At 71.7% G+C, this 16,739-nt stretch carries 14 protein-coding genes; 2 read left to right on the top strand and 12 right to left on the bottom strand.

All coding sequences use genetic code 11. From position 1 onward, the window contains the following. Positions 1-20: 20 nt before the first annotated feature. The 6 genes from RR3_RS01105 to dapE form a co-directional block, all read right to left on the bottom strand. On the bottom strand, positions 21-962 hold the full coding sequence (locus RR3_RS01105; protein WP_064065830.1) for a glucosyl-3-phosphoglycerate synthase: 942 nt from the start codon (positions 960-962) through the stop codon (positions 21-23). Beyond that, the gene (gene folP, locus RR3_RS01100; protein WP_010592456.1) at positions 959-1,840 is read right to left on the bottom strand and encodes a dihydropteroate synthase; all 882 of its coding nucleotides are present in this window, start codon (positions 1,838-1,840) and stop codon (positions 959-961) included. Before folP ends, RR3_RS01105 begins: the two co-directional genes overlap by 4 nt. Before the next feature lie 119 nt (positions 1,841-1,959). Further along, complete coding sequence (locus tag RR3_RS01095; protein ID WP_010592457.1) at positions 1,960-3,732, bottom strand: long-chain-acyl-CoA synthetase; 1,773 nt, start codon at positions 3,730-3,732, stop codon at positions 1,960-1,962. Between the two features lie 69 nt (positions 3,733-3,801). Next, positions 3,802-4,389 carry an LOG family protein gene (locus RR3_RS01090; RefSeq protein ID WP_010592458.1) on the bottom strand — a complete coding sequence of 196 codons (588 nt, stop codon included), beginning with the start codon at positions 4,387-4,389 and terminating at the stop codon, positions 3,802-3,804. Continuing rightward, entirely contained in the window at positions 4,383-5,189 is an 807-nt protein-coding gene (locus RR3_RS01085; RefSeq protein ID WP_010592459.1) for an LOG family protein, read from the bottom strand. The genes RR3_RS01090 and RR3_RS01085 overlap by 7 nt, the downstream gene beginning before the upstream one ends. A 56-nt stretch (positions 5,190-5,245) precedes the next feature. Further along, positions 5,246-6,322, bottom strand: coding sequence for a succinyl-diaminopimelate desuccinylase (gene dapE / locus RR3_RS01080; RefSeq protein ID WP_064065829.1), 1,077 nt, complete (start codon positions 6,320-6,322; stop codon positions 5,246-5,248). 73 nt (positions 6,323-6,395) lie between these two features. Between dapE and dapD the strand changes: the two genes are divergently transcribed. Further along, positions 6,396-7,349, top strand: coding sequence for a 2,3,4,5-tetrahydropyridine-2,6-dicarboxylate N-succinyltransferase (dapD, locus tag RR3_RS01075; protein WP_010592461.1), 954 nt, complete (start codon positions 6,396-6,398; stop codon positions 7,347-7,349). Between the two features lie 16 nt (positions 7,350-7,365). Beyond that, positions 7,366-8,748 (top strand): amino acid permease, encoded by a 1,383-nt coding sequence (locus tag RR3_RS01070; RefSeq protein ID WP_010592462.1) that lies wholly within the window; start codon positions 7,366-7,368, stop codon positions 8,746-8,748. A gap of 22 nt (positions 8,749-8,770) precedes the next feature. Here the strand turns inward: RR3_RS01070 and RR3_RS01065 are convergent, their stop codons facing one another. The 6 genes from RR3_RS01065 to pruA form a co-directional block, all read right to left on the bottom strand. Continuing rightward, entirely contained in the window at positions 8,771-10,324 is a 1,554-nt protein-coding gene (locus RR3_RS01065) for a substrate-binding domain-containing protein (protein WP_010592463.1), read from the bottom strand. Between the two features lie 150 nt (positions 10,325-10,474). Next, entirely contained in the window at positions 10,475-11,740 is a 1,266-nt protein-coding gene (locus tag RR3_RS01060; protein ID WP_010592464.1) for a PucR family transcriptional regulator, read from the bottom strand. Positions 11,741-11,870: 130 nt separating this feature from the next. Beyond that, positions 11,871-13,289 (bottom strand): acyl-CoA synthetase, encoded by a 1,419-nt coding sequence (locus RR3_RS01055; RefSeq protein WP_010592465.1) that lies wholly within the window; start codon positions 13,287-13,289, stop codon positions 11,871-11,873. A 5-nt stretch (positions 13,290-13,294) separates the two neighbouring features. Then, positions 13,295-13,966 carry a rhomboid family intramembrane serine protease gene (locus RR3_RS01050; protein WP_017680207.1) on the bottom strand — a complete coding sequence of 224 codons (672 nt, stop codon included), beginning with the start codon at positions 13,964-13,966 and terminating at the stop codon, positions 13,295-13,297. 76 nt (positions 13,967-14,042) lie between these two features. Further along, on the bottom strand, positions 14,043-15,062 hold the full coding sequence (locus RR3_RS01045; RefSeq protein ID WP_048771766.1) for a proline dehydrogenase family protein: 1,020 nt from the start codon (positions 15,060-15,062) through the stop codon (positions 14,043-14,045). Next, positions 15,059-16,699, bottom strand: coding sequence for an L-glutamate gamma-semialdehyde dehydrogenase (gene pruA / locus RR3_RS01040; RefSeq protein ID WP_010592468.1), 1,641 nt, complete (start codon positions 16,697-16,699; stop codon positions 15,059-15,061). Before pruA ends, RR3_RS01045 begins: the two co-directional genes overlap by 4 nt. Between the last annotated feature and the right edge of the window lie 40 nt (positions 16,700-16,739).

The raw sequence follows: 16,739 nt of genomic DNA, 5'->3' as shown, positions 1-16,739 counted from the left end.
CCCCCCGACACGACGGGGTGTCAGGTGACGGTGACGACCGGGGGCCGGTCCACCAGGCTGACCTCCGTGGTGATGGGGACGAACCCGTCGCCGTCCACCAGGAACTGGGTCAGGCCCGCTCCCGAGTCGGGGATCCCGCAACGGGCCAGCATGGTGCCGACGATCTGCCGGCTCATCACCCCCAGCTCCCCCAGCGGCCGGTTCCGATGCTTGCGCACACCGAGGTTGACCTGGGCGATCGCGTCGATACCGAGCCGGTCGTAGGTGTCGAGCAGCAGCCCGATCTCGACGCCGTACCCGGGCGCGAACGGCACCGCCGACAGCAGTTCCCGGGTCCCGGCGTACTCACCGCCCAGGGGCTGCAGCACGCATGTCAGCTCCGGTCGCAGCGCCGCGAGCAGGGGCCGCGCCACCAGTTCGGTGACCCGTCCGCCGCCGTTGGCCTCCTCGGCGCCGCTGACCCGCAGCGGGCGACGGTAATAGCCCTTGACCAGGTGGATGCCGTCGCCGGTGAGCAGTGGCCCGAGCAGCTTCGGGACGAACGCCGGGTCGGGCTCGAGCAGATCCGAATCGACGAACGCGATGAGGTCACCGGTGGTGGCCGCGACGGACCGCCACAGCACCTCGCCCTTGCCGGGCACCGGGGCGAGGCCCGGGACCGCCTCCTCCCGCGAGAGCACCCGCGCACCGGCGCTGCGGGCTCGCTCCGCCGTGCGGTCGGTGGACCCCGAGTCCAGAACGATCAGCTCGTCCACCAACCCGCCGAGGAGCGGATGGATGGTGTCCACCACCCCCGCGACGGTCGCCTCCTCGTCGAGCGCCGGCAGCACCACCGATACGGTCCGGCCGCGTTTGGCGCGTTCCAGTTCGGAAATGCTCCAGCCGGGCTCGTCCCAGCTGTTCGCCTCGGCCCAGGGCCGGGTGAACGCCCCGGCCGACGGCCCTGTCACCGCCGTGCTCATGCCAGCCCCCTGACGGTGCGCGCCGGGGGCCGGGTTCCGGCGACGGCCGCCACCATGTCCACCACGCGCCGGGTCGCCGCCACCTCGTGCACCCGGAACATCCGCGCGCCTGCCGCGGCCGCAAGTGCTGTCGCTGCCAATGTGCCCTCCAACCGGTCGGCGAGTTCCACCCCCAGAGTCTCCCCGATGAAGTCCTTGTTGCTCAGCGCCATGAGCACCGGCCACCCGGTATTTACGAGAACGTCCACGTGCCGCAACAACTCGAGCCCGTGGAAGGTGTTCTTGCCGAAATCGTGCGTCGGATCGATGAGGATGGAGTCGCCGGGCACTCCGGCCTTCGCGGCCCGCTCGGCCGCGGCGACGATCTCCCGAGTCACCTCGGCGACGACGTCGGTGTAGCGCACGCGGTGCGGCCGGGTGCGCGGGACCGCACCCCCGGTGTGCGAGCAGACGATGCCCGCGCCGAGTTCGGCGGCGACGGACACCAGTTCCGGGTCGGCACCCGCCCACGTGTCGTTGATCAGATCCGCGCCCTCGGCGAGCGCGCGTCGCGCGACGTCGCTGCGCCAGGTGTCGACGCTGACGAGCAGCCGGGGGTGCCGGGCCCGGATCGCCGCGACGAACGGCACCACCCGTCGCGTCTCCTCTGCTGCGTCGACCACCTCACCGGGGCCGGCCTTCACGCCGCCGATGTCGACGAGGTCCGCACCCTCGGCCACGGCCCGGTCCACGGCGGCCATCGCGGCCTCGTCGGTGAAGGTCGCACCCCGGTCGTAGAAGGAGTCCGGGGTGCGGTTGACGATTGCCATCACCAGGGCCCGGTCGGTGGCGACCGGGCGGCCGCAGAGGGTCGGCGAGACGGTGACGGAAGCGGTCATGGATCCATCCTGGCATGCACGCCGGGCGGCCGAATCCGAGCGGTGAACCGGAATCCGCCCTCCGCACGGCGTGGGCGGATTCCGGACGCCCGCGCGAATCGCAGGTGCGGCGACGGAACTCAGCCCGCCGGCAGCTCGCCACCGGCGACGGACTCGACGTAGCCGTCGTATGCGGGCCGGTAGCCCTCGTCCGGTCCGGTGAGCACGTACACCGGATCCTCACCGGTGTCGGTGTAGCCCTGCTTGCGCAGGTCCACCTTGCGGCTCTTGAACGTCGAGGTGTGCTCGAGTTCGTCGACGATCCGGACGAACAGCGGCACCGCGTACGACGGCAGCGCCCGGTACAGCTGCGCCGCGACTGCGGCCCCGTCGAACTCGGCGCCCTCGTGGAGCGTGACCGCGGCCATCCCGGCCCGGCCGTCGGTGCCGGGGATCTCGACCCCGTAGACCACCGCCTGCGAGATCGACTCGCTCGCCGACACGGCCGCCTCGACCTCCGTGGTGGCGACGTTCTCGCCCTTCCACCGGAAGGTGTCGCCGAGACGGTCGACGAACGCGACGTGCATGAAGCCCTGACTGCGGACGAGATCGCCGGTGTCGAACCAGGTGTCGCCGTCCTCGAAGCCGTCGCGGACCAGCTTGGACTCGCTCGCGTCCGGATCGGTGTAACCGTCGAACGGGGCGCGGTCGGTGACCTTCGCCAGCAGCAGGCCCACCTCGCCGCGCCCGACCCGGCGCAGCCGGCCGTCCGGTCCCCGCAGCGCCTTGCCGGTCTCGTGGTCGTAGTCGACCACGGCATACGGCAGTGGGCAGATTCCCGCGGTGCGCGGCTGGTTCAGGGCGTTGACGAACGCGATGTTGCACTCGCTCGCACCGTAGAACTCGGCGACGCGGGCGATGCCGAACCGCTCGGTGAACTCGGTCCAGATCTCGGCGCGCAGTCCGTTGCCGACCATCAACCGGATGCCGTGATCGCGGTCGTCGGGCGACGGCGGCTGGTTCAGCAGGTAGCGACAGATCTCGCCGATGTAGACGAACGCCGTCGCGTCGTTGCGTTTCGCGTCGGCCCAGAAGCCGGTGGCGGAGAACTTGCGGCCGAGCGCGAACGTGGCCCCGGCTGCGAGCACCGACGACAGCGACACGGTGAGCGCGTTGTTGTGGTACAGCGGCAGGCAGCAGTACAGGGTGTCGTCGCGGCGCAGCCGGACACCGAGGCTGCCCAGGCCGGACATGGACTTCAGCCAGCGGTAGTGGGTCATCCGGCTGGCCTTGGGCATGCCCGTGGTGCCCGAGGTGAAGATGAAGAAGGCGGTCTCCTTCGCCTGCAGGCGCTCGGTGACGGCGGGGTTCGCGGAGTCGGCGGCGACGGCGAGGTCGTCGAGTTCGCCGACGCGCAGCACCTTTCCGGCCGGTGGCGGCCCGTCGAGGGATTCCAGGGCCTCCTCGCACTCCTCGCCGACCACGAGGACCCGGCTGTCGAGCAGGTCGAGGCTGTGCGCGAGGACCTCCCCGCGCTGATGGTGATTGAGCATGCCGGCCGCGGCACCGAGCTTGACCGTGGCGAGCGCGACGAGCAACGCCTCCGGGCGGTTCTTCATCAACACGGCGACGACGTCGCCAGTGCGCACACCCTGCGCGGTGAGGACGGCCGCGTAGCGGTTGACCTGCGCATTGGCGTCGCCGTAGCTGAGGGCGTCACCCTCGAAGCGCAGGAACGGCCGGTCCGGGTTCCGCTCGGCCAGGCGTTGGAACACCGACCCGATCGACTCGCGCGCCTCCGGACGCCGGGTCAGGCCCGCCGCGCCGCGCAGCAGGCTCGGTACGTCGGGCAGCATTCGCGGAAGCTGGGTGGCGAGACCCACCAGGGAGATGGTCGAACCGGACTCGGGCATGGCATCCTTCGTGGCGGTGGACAACAACTTACTGCAGAGTAAGCAACCGCGGCGCGTTGCGGAAGCCCCTCACCCGGCGCACCGGTCGAGCGCGTCCTCGACGTCCTCGGTGAGCTGCAGGTCGTCGAGGGCGCGACGATTGACGAAGCCGGTCGGCACCATCGACTCGAGCCAGTCCAGCAGTCCCCGGTAGTGCCCCACCGGATCGAGCAGCACCACCGGCTTGGTGTGCATGCCCAGGTAGCCGGCCGTCCACGTCTCGAACAGTTCCTCGAGGGTGCCGATCCCGCCGGGCAGCGCGACGAACGCGTCGGCCCGCTCCTCCATCACCTGCTTCCGCTGGCGCATCGTGTCGGTGACGATCAGCTCGTCGGCGTCGACGTCGGCGACCTCACGGTGCACCAGCGCCTTGGGGATCACGCCGACGGTGTGCCCGCCCGCGGCCCGGGTGGCCTCCGCCAGCGCGCCCATCATCGACACGTTGCCGCCGCCGGAGACCAGCTGCCAGCCGCGTCGTCCGATGGCGGTCCCCACCGCCGCCGCCAGCTCGAGGTAGGAGTCCCCGACGGGACCGGAGGCACAGTAGACGCACACCGCCCGCGCCTCGACCGCGCGCTCGCCGCCGACGCCCTCGACCGGATCGAACCCGCTCACCACGACCCGCCCTCCCCGTACAGCGCCGACTCGTCCTGACCGCGATGGGCATCGACCACGATCTGCACCGCCTCCTCGACACTGTCGGTCAGATACAGCAGGTCGAGGTCGCCCGGCGAGATCCGCCCCTCGCCGATCATCGACTGCCGGATCCACTCGACCAGCCCCGCCCAGTAGTGGGTGCCGAGCAGCACGATGGGAAACCTGGTGATCTTGCGGGTCTGGACCAGCGTGAGCGCCTCGAACAGCTCGTCGAGGGTTCCGAATCCGCCGGGCAGACAGACGAATGCCTGGGAGTACTTCACGAACATCGTCTTGCGGGCGAAGAAGTAGCGGAAGTTCAGTCCGAGGTCGACCCACTCGTTGAGGGCCTGCTCGAACGGCAGTTCGATGCCGAGGCCGATCGAGAATCCCCCCGACTCGCTCGCACCGCGGTTGGCGGCCTCCATCGCCCCCGGCCCCCCACCGGTGACCACCGCATAGCCGGCCGCCGCCAAGGCGGCCCCGAGGGCGCGTCCGGTGACGTACTCGGGGTGGTCGACGGGGGTGCGGGCCGACCCGAACACCGCCACCGCGCGCGGCACCTCGGCCAGCGCCCCGAAGCCCTCGACGAACTCGCTCTGGATGCGCAGCACCCGCCACGGATCGGTGTGCACCCAGTCCGACGGACCCCGGCGATCGAGGAGCCGCTGGTCCATCGTCGTGGTCTCGGCCGCCCGGTCACGGCGCAGCTGGACGGGACCGCGGTGCACCACGTCGGCACTCGCACGGTCGCGGGATCCGGGGTCGGTGTCGCGCGCCATGCGCTCAGATTAGGGGATGCGGCACACCGCGCCTGCCGCATCCGACGCTGTGCGCGTCAGCCGGCGAGGTACCTGCGCAGCGTGTCGGCGACCTCGGTGATCTGTCCCACGGGCACGTGCTCGTCCCGGGTGTGCGCGAGGTTCGGATCGCCGGGACCGTAGTTGACCGCCGGGATCCCCAGCGCGGCGAACCGCGCGACGTCCGTCCACCCGTACTTGGCCCGGAACCGGCCGCCGGCCGCGGCGACGAGGTCCGCCGCGGTGGGGTGGGCCAGGCCGGGCAGCGCGCCGGGCGAACTGTCGGTGAGCTCGAGGGTGACGTCGAGACCGTCGAACACCTCTCGCACGTGCGCGAGCGCCTGCTCGACCGTGCGGTCGGGCGCGAACCGGAAGTTGACGTCGAGGTCCGCGGCGTCGGGCACCACGTTGCCGGCGACACCGCCGGCGATCCGCACCGCGGACAGACCCTCGCGGTAGACGCAGCCGTCGATGTCCACCGACCGCGGTTCGTAGGCCGCGAGCCGCCCGAGCACCGGGGCCAGCCGGTGGATCGCGTTGTCTCCCAGCCAGGACCGCGCCGAATGCGCCCGCACCCCGCTCGCCGCGATCCGCACCCGCAGGGTGCCCTGGCAGCCCGCCTCGATCTGGCCGGCCGTCGGTTCGCCGAGGATCGCCACGTCCGCGTCCAGCCAGTCCCGCAGGTCCCGTTCGATGCGGCCGAGACCGTTGTGCACCGCGGCGATCTCCTCGCAGTCGTAGAACACCAGGGTCAGATCGTGCGCCGGCTCGGCGATCGTGGCGGCCAGGTGCAGGAACACCGCGTCGCCCGACTTCATGTCGGTCGTGCCGCACCCGTACAGCAACTCCCCCGCGCGCCGCGACGGCACGTTGTCCGCGATGGGCACGGTGTCGAGGTGACCGGCCAGCAACACCCGGCTCGGCCGCCCGAGGCGGGTGCGGGCGAGAACCGCGTTACCACTGCGGACGATCTCGAAACCGGTGGTCTGGGTGCGCAGCGCCTGTTCGACGGACTCGGCGATCACCGCCTCGTCCCGGGAGACACTGGGGATGTCCACCAGGGCAGCGGTCAGCTCGATCGGATCGGCATGCAGGTCCAGGTGCGGTGCAGACATGCAAGAACAATACGTGGGGCGATTTACCAGGCCGTCCGCGAGAACGACGACGCCTCGCGTACGCTTCTCGACCGTGAGTGCACAGGGAGCATCAGCAGTAGGCATCGCCAACATCGCGGCGGACGGCACCGTTCTCGACACCTGGTACCCGGCCCCCGAGCTCGGCGAATTCACCGAAACGGGCACGTCCCGGCTCGAGGGCACGGACATTCCCTCCGACTTCGCGCTGCTCGTCGGCCCCGACGAGGCGCGGGAGGTCGAGCAGGTCGCGGTCCGCACCACGATCGCCGACCTGTCCCGGCCGCCGGCCGACACCCACGATGCCTACCTGCGGCTGCACCTGCTGTCGCACCGCCTCGTCCGGCCGCACGGCACCAACCTCGACGGTGTGTTCGGCCTGCTCGCCAATGTCGTGTGGACCAACTACGGCCCGTGCGCCGTGGACAACTTCGAACTGGTGCGTTCGCGCCTGCGTATCCGGGGGCCCGTGGCCGTGTACGGCGTCGACAAGTTCCCCCGCATGGTCGACTACGTCGTGCCGTCCGGGGTGCGCATCGCCGACGCCGACCGTGTCCGTCTCGGCGCGCACCTCGCTTCCGGCACCACCGTCATGCACGAGGGCTTCGTCAACTTCAACGCGGGCACCCTCGGCAACTCGATGGTCGAGGGCCGCATCTCCGCCGGGGTCGTCGTCGACGACGGCTCCGACATCGGTGGGGGTGCGTCGATCATGGGCACCCTGTCCGGCGGCGGCAAGGAGGTCATCTCCATCGGCAAGCGATGCCTGCTCGGCGCCAATGCCGGTGTGGGCATCTCCCTCGGCGACGACTGCATCGTCGAGGCCGGCCTGTACGTCACCGCCGGCACCAAGGTCACCGGTCCCGACGGCACCGTCGTCAAGGCCAAGGACCTCAACGGCCGTTCCAACCTGATGCTGCGCCGCAACTCGGTCAGCGGCGCCGTCGAGGTGGTCCCCACCAAGGGCACCGGCGTCGAACTGAATGCGGCGCTGCACGCCAACGACTGAGTCAGAGAAACCGATCGTGTCGAAAACCGAGCACACCCTCACCGAAGCCGACCACCTCGAGCACGGACTCAAGGTCCGGCACCTGACGATGATGGGACTCGGTTCCGCGATCGGCGCAGGCCTGTTCCTCGGGTCCGGCGTCGGCATCGCCGCCGCCGGGCCCGCGGTGATCGTCTCCTACGTCCTCGCCGGCATCATGATCGTCTTCGTGATGCGCATGCTCGGCGAGATGGGGGCGGCTCTTCCGGCCAGCGGATCCTTCTCCCACTACGCCCGCATCGGCATCGGCGAATGGGCCGGGTTCACGATGGGCTGGCTCTACTGGTTCATGCTGATCATGGTCCTGGGCGTGGAGATCACCGGCGCCTCGGCGATCGTGAGCAGCTGGCTGCCGGGTGTGCCGCAATGGGTCGTGGCCCTGGTGTTCGTCACGTTCTTCGCGGTGGTGAACCTCGCGAAGGTTGCCAACTTCGGCGAGTTCGAGTTCTGGTTCGCGGCGCTGAAGGTCGCGGTCATCATCGCCTTCCTCGTCATCGGAGTGCTGCTGGTGTTCGGCCTGCTGCCGGACACCGAGCCGGTGGGGCTGACCCACCTGCTCGGCGACGGCGACGGATTCGCACCCAACGGCCTCGCCGGCATCGCCGCCGGCCTGCTGGCCGTCGCCTTCGCCTTCGGCGGCATCGAGATCGTCACCATCGCCGCGGCCGAGTCGCGCGACCCCGAGCGGTCCATCGCGACCGCGGTGCGCACCGTCGTATGGCGTATCAGCCTGTTCTACCTCGGCTCGATCTCGATCATGGTGCTGGTGCTGCCGTGGACGTCCGCGAGCGGTGAGACCTCGCCGTTCGTCAGTGTCCTCGACATCGCCGGCCTCCCCTACGTGTCGGGTTTCATGGAGCTCGTCGTGGTGATCGCCCTGCTGTCGGCCTTCAACGCCAACGTCTACGGCACCTCACGCATGGCCTACTCCCTCGCCCGGGGCGGCGACGGTCCGACCGTGCTCGCGAAGCTCTCCCGCACGGGCGTCCCCCGCAACGCCGTGCTGCTGTCCGTGTTCTTCGGATTCGTCTCGGTCCTGCTGAACTGGTGGCTGCCCGAGGACATCCTCGGCATCCTGCTCAACGCGGTCGGCTCCGCCCTGCTGGCGATCTGGATCTTCGTCGTCGTCTCCCACCTGCGGCTGCGGCCGACCCTGGAACAGGAGGGCCGCCTCACCGTCCGGATGTGGGCGTTCCCCTACCTGAGCTGGCTCACCCTCGGCATGCTCGGCGCGTTCATCGTGCTCATGTTGTTCGATCCCGCCGCCCGGATCCAGCTCGCCTCGACGGCTGTGCTGTTCCTGTTCATCGCCGCGGTGTCGCAACTGTGGCAGCGCCGCGCCCGCGCGAGAGTGCAGTAGTCCGGGTTCCCGCCGGCGACCTTCAGCGCTCGCCCCGGTCGGCGAGCGCGTTGACGAAGACGTTCGCGATGTCCGCGGGGTCGCGCGCGACGTAGCTCGAGCCGCTGGTCACCCGGGAGATCTCGGCGAGGGTCCGCGCGTCCGCGTCCTCCGTGATGCCGATCGTCACGACGATCACCGGCCGCGCCGGATCCTGCTCACGCGCGAGGATGTCGAGGAGCTGCGCCTCGGTGATGCTGTCGGGGTCCTCGTTCGCGCCGTCGGTGAGGACGATGACGCTGTTGACCGCGCGCGGGTCGTAGCTCCGCTGGACGGCACGGAACGCCGCGAGGGTCGTGTCGTACAGGCCGGTGCCGCCGCCGACCAGACCGGGCACCTTCTCCGCCTGGGCCGCCATCACCTCCCGCTGGGTGCGCCCGTCGACATCGGTGTCGTACCGCCGGATCGGCACCAGCTCGACGTAGTCCTGGCCCTCGCCGCCGAGGTTCTGCGAGAAGGCCCACAGTCCCGCCGAGACGCTGTCGGGGAACATCGCATTGCCCGCGAGGGCGGCCCGCACCGTCAGGTCCATGCGGGTGCCGTCACCGGCCGGGAACTGCATCGAACCGGACACGTCGATCGCGACGAGCGTGCGGATCGGCAGTGCCATCAACGACCAGGCGCCGAGCGCCTCCTCCGCCATCGCCTCGTCCCGCAGCGACAGCAGCGGCACACCCCCGATGCCGCGCCCTTCGGGCAGCGGCTCGCCGTCGGGTCCGCGGAATCCCTCGTCGTGCAGCACCTCGAGGGCGTCCTCCGTGCCCAGCACGTCGACCAGCACCCGCGCGGCGTCCGTCGCGCGATGGTGCCGGTCGGGGACGGGCGACGTCACCACCACCGGGTATTCCAGCAGGATGCTGCCGTTCGCCGGTACCCGGCTCTCGAGAGCGGACTCGTTCGCCTCCGAGAACGCCAGCACCTGCTGCTCGGTGGAGATTCCGACAGCGTCGTCGGCACCGGCCGCGGCCAGTAGGTCCGCACCGCTGGGTGCCTCCTCGGTGCGAATGCTCTCCTGCTGAGCCAGCGGCACCATCGCGGTCCGCACCGTGCCGACCGCGACGGGGTCGTCCTGGGTCTCCGCCAGGGCCGCCCGGATCGGGGCGGCGGCCACCCCGGTGCGGAGCGGATTGCCCAGCACCAGATCGGGAATCGCCAGGGCGGCCCGCCAGGTGGGCACCTCCGGAACCTGCCCGGGCGGTCCCACCAGGACCGCGGGGGTGCTCGCGACCGCGCCCGCGATCATCTGTACCGGCCCGGCGGCAGTCGGTGCCGCACGGCTCGCCCACCAGCGGGCGTCCGGAATCCACAGGTCGGGCGCGTCGATTCCCTTGCCGAGCAACCCGGCGACGTCACCCGGTTCGGCGGCGTCGACCGTGAACTCGTAGCACCGCGTGTCCGCGCCCCCCGACAGAACGGAACTCACAGCCGGTTCGATGCTCGGGGCGACGGCGAGGCTGTACTGCTCGACGGTGTCGCATCCGCCGGCCAGGGCACGGACCACGCCGACACCGGCCGCCGCGAACGCCACGACCGCCACCCCGACGAGTACGACTACCCGGGTCGATCGGCCGTCACGTGTCGTCCGCGCACTGTGGCGGCCTCCTGCCATCTGGTCCTCCCCTGCCGGTGCCGGGCCGCGCGGCACACACCGTCGTCATGATCTGCGCCACATCGTAACGGTCCGGTCTCACGTGCCGTCCCGAGGTGGGCCGCCGGTTTCCGCGCCGGCCTGGAGCCGTCGCGCGACCAGGGCGGCGTGCAGATGCCGCAGCCCGGAGGGGACGGTCGGGTCGAAGCCGGTGAGCTGCGCGACGCGCTTGAGCCGGTAGTCCACGGTGTTGGCGTGCACGTGCAGGCTCCGGGCGGTGCGCTGGCGGCTCAGTTCGTGGGCGATGTGGGTTTCGAGGGTCTCCACCAGCTCGGGCGCGTGGGTCAGCGGATCGAGCACCCGCACGAGATGCTCGCGGGCCGGCCCGGGGCGGGTCAGCTGGTATTCGAATGCCAGGTCCTGCATCCGGTACACGCCTGCGGGCCGGCGCAGGTGACCGACCAGTTCGAGCAGTTCGTGTGCCTGGTGGGCCGCGGCGGGAATACCCGGGACGTCCGACTCGACGAGCGACATCGTCACCGGCACCCCGGCGGCACGGGCGACCCGCTCGTAGAGCACGGTGCGGATGTGCTCGTCCGGGGTGTCGCCGAGCAGCACGGTGCCGCCCTCGGGTCCGAGCATGGTCAGCTGCCGGCCGTCGCACACCCGGTCCAGTTCGGTCTCGAGCCGCCGCAGGGTGCGCCGGGCGACGACCTCCGGCCGCACGTGCGGGTTGCGCTCGTCCGGATGCCGGTCGAGCCGCACCCCGAGCACCGTGTACCGCTCGGCCAGCTCGAGCCCGCACCGGCGCGCGACGGCGGCGGCGTCCTGCCCGCCGAGCAGGGCGGTCACGAGTTCCTGGGCCGCGACGTCGCGGTTGCGGCGCATCGCCTCGAGCTCGGCGACGAACCCGGTCGTCGCGGCGACGGTGACGTGTTCGAGCAGCGCCATCCACAGCCGCGACGCGGTCGCGACCGATTCGACGTCGCCCTCCCGGGCCCGGGCGGTGACGAGTTCCCAGCCGAGCCGGATGCCCTCGTGGTAGATCCGCAGCATGTATTCCAGCCGGAATCCCGCGCGCGCCCACTGGGCGGCGCTGCTGCGCAGCTCCGACAGATCGGAGTCGGTCGGCAGCTCGCCCGTGTCGAGCACCTGGATCGCCAGGCGCAGGCACCGGACGGTGATCTCCGTGACGTCGCCGCGCAGGGTGTCGCCCGGCTCCAGGGAACACGGCGCGACGTTGTCCGCGAAGTGCGCGACCAGTTTGCGGGCGACCGCGCGCAGGTCGCGCAGCGGGACCGAGGCGGGCCTTCCGTCGACGACGAACGCCACCCCGGGCCTGGAACCGAATTCGGACACCGACATTCCGCGGAACCCCCCATGACTCCGGAAAGAGAACAATCTTACTCTGCCGTAGGAAGGTACGTGCCCTGCGCGAATCGGACAAGGCCCGCGGCGACGTGGCTCACACTCGGAGCCGTCGCCGGGGGTGCGGTCAGGTCAGCAGCTGCTTCTTCTGGACCTTGCCCATCGCGTTGCGCGGGAGGGTGTCCACCACGCGCACCTCGCGCGGGCGCTTGTGCACGGAGAGCTGACGGGCCACGAGCTCGATCAGCGCGGCCGGGTCGACGGCCGGGCCGCCCGGTGCGGGCACCACGAACGCGACGATGCGCTGGCCCAGATCGTCGTCGGGGACTCCCACCACCGCGACCTCCCGCACGGACGGATCGCCGAGCAGCACGGTTTCGATCTCGCCGGCCCCGACCCGGAACCCGCCGGACTTGATCAGGTCCGTCGACTCGCGGCCGACGATGCGGTGGAACCCACCTGCGTCGATCGCCGCGACATCACCGGTGACGAACCACCCGTCCGGGGTCCAGGCCGCGGCTGTGGCGTCGGGACGGTTCAGATAGCCGTCGAACAACATCGGTCCGCGCACCTGCAGTCCGCCGATGCTCTCCCCGTCGTGGGGGACGTCGTGGCCGTGCTCGTCGCGCAGCCGGGTCTCGACACCGCGCACCGGGGTACCCACCCATCCGGGACGGCGCTCCCCGTCGGTCCGGGTGCTCAGCGTCAGCATCGTCTCGCTCATCCCGTACCGCTCGATCGGGGTGAGTCCCGTCAGCTCGCGCAGGCGCTCGAACACGGGGACGGGCAGCGGCGCACTGCCGGACACGAGCAGCCGCGCGCCGCTCAGGGCCTTCGCGGACTCCTCGTCCTCGACCACGCGCGACCACACCGTCGGCACCCCGAAGTAGAGGGTGCCGTGGGCCTCGGCGTACGCCTCCGGGGTGGGCCTGCCGGTGTGGACGAGCCGGCTGCCGACGCGCAGCGGACCGAGCACTCCGAGGATCAGGCCGTGCACGTGGAACAGGGGCAGCCCGTGCACCAGGGTGTCGCGTTCGGTCCAGTCCCATGCCTCGGCCAGGGCGTCGATTCCGGCCGCGATCGCACGGCGGCTCAGCAGCACGCCCTTCGGTGCCCCGGTGGTGCCGGAGGTGTACAGCACGAACGCCGTGCGGGACGGATCGGGTTCCGGGTGGCTGTGCCAGTCGCGGGCGTGCAGCCGCACCGGCACCACGGGCAGGCCGGGCTCGTCCGGCGCGTCCCCGAGCCACGCCTGCGCGCCCGAGTCGCGCAGGATGTGCTCGCGTTCTGCGGGACCGGAGTCCGGTGGCACCGGGACGACGGTGACCCCGGCCAGCAGGCAGCCCACGACCGCGACCACCGTGGTCGCCGTCGGCGCGGCGAGCACCGCGAGACGTTCGGCTCCGCCGATGCGGCGGGCGAGGGCGCCGGCCGCGCCGAGGATGTCGCTGCGCGAGAGCGTGTGGCCGTCGATGCGGACGGCGTCGGGCAGGTCGTCGCCGCGCGCGACGGCCAGAGGGTTGAGGGAACGAAGCAGCGAAGACACGTCGGTCAGGATCGCACAGCCGCCGAGAGGACGGCGCGGCGCGGCGGCGCCACCGTCCCGAGCACCGCACCGAGCAGCGCACCGACGAGGACGGCCACGCCGTGCCCGTCCCCGGCCGCCACCAGCACCGCGCCGGCGAGGCAGCTGCCGACGGCGGCCGCGAGCACGGCGCCGCGGGCACCGACCGCCAGCCACAGACCCGCGATCGACCCGGCGACCGCGAACGACACACCGGAGCTGCCCGCCCCGGTCGACGGGGAGACGAACGCGGTGAACAGTCCGAACAGCAGCTGGCTCACCGCGAACAACCCGATCGCCCGTCCCGGCCCCCACACCCGCACCGCGACGGTCGCGACGACGGCGAGGAGGACCAGGTTGACGAGGGTGAGGAGCACGCCGCCGTCCTGCACGAGCACCGAGGTCAGGACCCGCCACCATTCCTCCTCGGCACGGATCCGCAGCGGGTCGCGGCCGAACGTTCCGAGCAGTGACGGCACGGCCAGGCGCAGCAGCGACGGGACCGCGACGACGAGCCACAGCACCAGCGCCGTCACCGGCGGTGGCCACAGCAGCCGCCCCGGCGGCACCGCGAGTCGACGCTGGGCGAGCAGCACCGCGAGCGCCGCGACGAGGGCGAGCAGGAGCACCGAACCGGGGGCGGCGTCGGAGGTGCTCACGGGCGTCAATGTACCTGCGGACGTACCCGGCGTCCGGTTCCGGCGACGGCGGGTCCGCTCTCCCGGCGCCGGGTCGTCAACCCCGTGACACCACCGAGCGCAGGAAGAACTTCAGGTTCGAGGGCCGCTCCGCGAGCCGCCGCATCAGGTAGCCGTACCACTGCGCCCCGTAGGGGACGTACACCCGCATGCGGTGCCCGGCATCGGCGAGCCGACGCTGTTCGAGGTCGCGGATCCCGTACAGCATCTGATGCTCGAATCCGTCCGGGCCGCGGGCGTACTCGGCGGCGAGCGGTCCCGCGGCCGCCACGATCGCCGGGTCGTGCGAGGCCACCATCGGATAACCCTGCCCGGCCATGAGTACCCGCAGGCAGCGCAGGTACGAGGCGTCCACCTCGGCGGCGTCCTGGTACGCCACCGACGCCGGTTCGCGGTAGGCGCCCTTGCACAGCCGCACCCGCGAGCCCGGGCCGGACAGCTCCCGGCAGTCCGACTCGGTGCGGTGCAGGTAGGCCTGCAGCACGGCACCCACCCACGGGTAGTCCGCACGCAGCCGCCGCACGATCGACAGGGTGGCGTCGGTGGTGGTGTGGTCCTCGGCGTCGACGGTGACCCACACCCCCGCCTCGGCGGCGGCCGCACAGATCTGCCGGGCGTGCCCGAGCGCGACGGCGGGACCTTCGGCGCCGAGCGCCAGACCCAACGCGGTGAGCTTGACCGACACCTCCACCGCCGGCACCGGGCCGCCGGCCCCGGACGACGAAGCCAGGTCGGCGATCAGCGCCTCGTACTCCGCGACGATCGCCCGGGCCTGCGCACGGTCGGTGGTGTCCTCGCCGAGATGGTCGATGCTCACCGAACGCCCCGTGTCGAGCAGGGCCTTCGTCGCTGCCAAGGCGTCGGCGCGGGTGTCGCCGGCGACGAACCGGTCCACGAGCCGCCGGGTGGGCGGCGCCGCGGTGACCAGCGCCCGGACGCGCGACGACTTGGCTGCCGCGAGGATCACCGGTCGCAGCGGGTTCGACGCCAGCCGCGGCAACGCCCGCGACGGCGCGGGCGGCGCCGGCACCGGTTTCGCCGAGACCACGGACCTCACCCGCCCTTCATGTGCGGATACCGGTAGTCGGTGGGCGGCACGAACGTCTCCTTGATCGTCCGCGCCGACACCCAGCGCAGCAGGTTCAGCGGCGAGCCCGCCTTGTCGTCCGTGCCGGACGCCCGTCCCCCGCCGAAGGGCTGCTGCCCCACCACCGCGCCGGTGGGCTTGTCGTTGACGTAGAAGTTGCCGGCCGCGAACCGCAGCGCGGCGGTGGCCTCCTCGACCGCCGCACGGTCCTCGGCGATCACCGAACCGGTGAGCGCGTAGGGGGCGCCCCGGTCGACGAGGTCGAGCACGCGTCCCCATGCGTCCGGCTCCGCGTCGTCGTAGACGTACACGCTCAGCACCGGGCCGAAGTACTCCGTGCACATCGCCTCGTCACCCGGATCGTCGGTGAGCAGGACGGTGGGCCGCACGAACCAGCCGACCCACTGGTCGTACCCACCGCCCACGGCGATCTCGATCGACTCGCGGTCGCGGGCCCGCTCGAGCGCGCCGACGACCTTCTCGTAGGCGGTCCGGTCGATCAGGGCGCCCCCGAAGTTCGACAGATCGGTCACGTCGCCGTAGGTCAGGCTCTCGACCTCGTCGAGGAACTCGGTGCGCATGCGCCGCCACAGGGAGCGGGGCACGAACGCCCGCGAGGCCGCCGAGCACTTCTGACCCTGGTATTCGAAGGCTCCCCGGATCAGGGCCGTGGACAGCACGCCCGGATCGGCCGACGGATGCGCGAGGACGAAGTCCTTGCCGCCGGTCTCCCCCACCAGCCGCGGATACGTGCGGTAGCCGTCGATGTGGGCCCCGACCTCCCGCCACAGGTGCTGGAACGTCCGGGTCGAGCCGGTGAAGTGGATACCGGCCAGCCGCGGGTCGCGCAGGAGCACCTCCGACGCGACCCGGCCGTCCCCGGTGATCAGGTTGATCACGCCGGGCGGCATCCCCGCCGCCTCGAGCAGGCGCATCGTCCAGTACGCCGCCAGGGACTGCGTCGGTGCGGGCTTCCACACCACGGTGTTGCCCAGCAGCGCCGGAGCGGTGGGCAGGTTCCCGGCGATCGCGGTGAAGTTGAACGGGGTGATCGCGTACACGAATCCCTCGAGCGGCCGGTAGTCCATCCGGTTCCACACGCCGGGCGACGAGTACGGCTGGTCGGCGAGCAGGGCGCGGGCGAAGTGCACGTTGAAGCGCCAGAAGTCGACGAGTTCGCACGGCGCGTCGATCTCCGCCTGCTGCACCGACTTGGACTGCCCGAGCATGGTCGCGGCCGCGACGGTCTCCCGCCACGGCCCGGCGAGCAGGTCGGCGGCCCGCAGCAGCACGGCCGCGCGGGCGTCGAACGACATCTCCCGCCACGCGGGAGCCGCGGCCGTCGCCGCCTCGACGGCCGCCGTCGCGTCCGCGGGGGTGGCGTTGCGCAGCGTGCCGAGCACCGCACGATGGTTGTGGGGCTGCACGATGTCGAAGCGATCGCCCTCACCGTGCACGTGCTCGCCGCCGAGGACGTGCGAGACGTCCACCGGTTCGGCCGCGAGCTCCTTCAGCTTGGCGGTGAGACGCTCCCGCTCCGGGCTGCCGGGAGCGTAGGTGTGGACCGGCTCGTTGGCCGGCGCAGGAACTGCAGTGACGGCGTCCATGGGGCCTCCCTGGGCCCAGGGTAGCGCCGAACACCGCCCT

Source organism: Rhodococcus ruber NBRC 15591 (assembly GCF_001894945.1).
Classification (GTDB): Bacteria; Actinomycetota; Actinomycetes; order Mycobacteriales; family Mycobacteriaceae; genus Rhodococcus; species Rhodococcus ruber.
Note: the sequence above shows the minus strand (reverse complement) of the source record. Positions and strands in the feature narration are given on the sequence as shown.

Bases quoted from the DNA above. Each gene is read 5' to 3' on its own strand.
- RR3_RS01105 (WP_064065830.1), bottom strand. From the start codon at position 962: ATGAGCACGGCGGTGACAGGGCCGTCGGCCGGGGCGTTCACCCGGCCC.
- dapE (WP_064065829.1), bottom strand. From the start codon at position 6,322: ATGTCTGCACCGCACCTGGACCTGCATGCCGATCCGATCGAGCTGACC.
- RR3_RS01060 (WP_010592464.1), bottom strand. From the start codon at position 11,740: ATGTCGGTGTCCGAATTCGGTTCCAGGCCCGGGGTGGCGTTCGTCGTC.
- RR3_RS01095 (WP_010592457.1), bottom strand. From the start codon at position 3,732: ATGCCCGAGTCCGGTTCGACCATCTCCCTGGTGGGTCTCGCCACCCAG.
- RR3_RS01085 (WP_010592459.1), bottom strand. From the start codon at position 5,189: ATGGCGCGCGACACCGACCCCGGATCCCGCGACCGTGCGAGTGCCGAC.
- pruA (WP_010592468.1), bottom strand. From the start codon at position 16,699: ATGGACGCCGTCACTGCAGTTCCTGCGCCGGCCAACGAGCCGGTCCAC.
- folP (WP_010592456.1), bottom strand. From the start codon at position 1,840: ATGACCGCTTCCGTCACCGTCTCGCCGACCCTCTGCGGCCGCCCGGTC.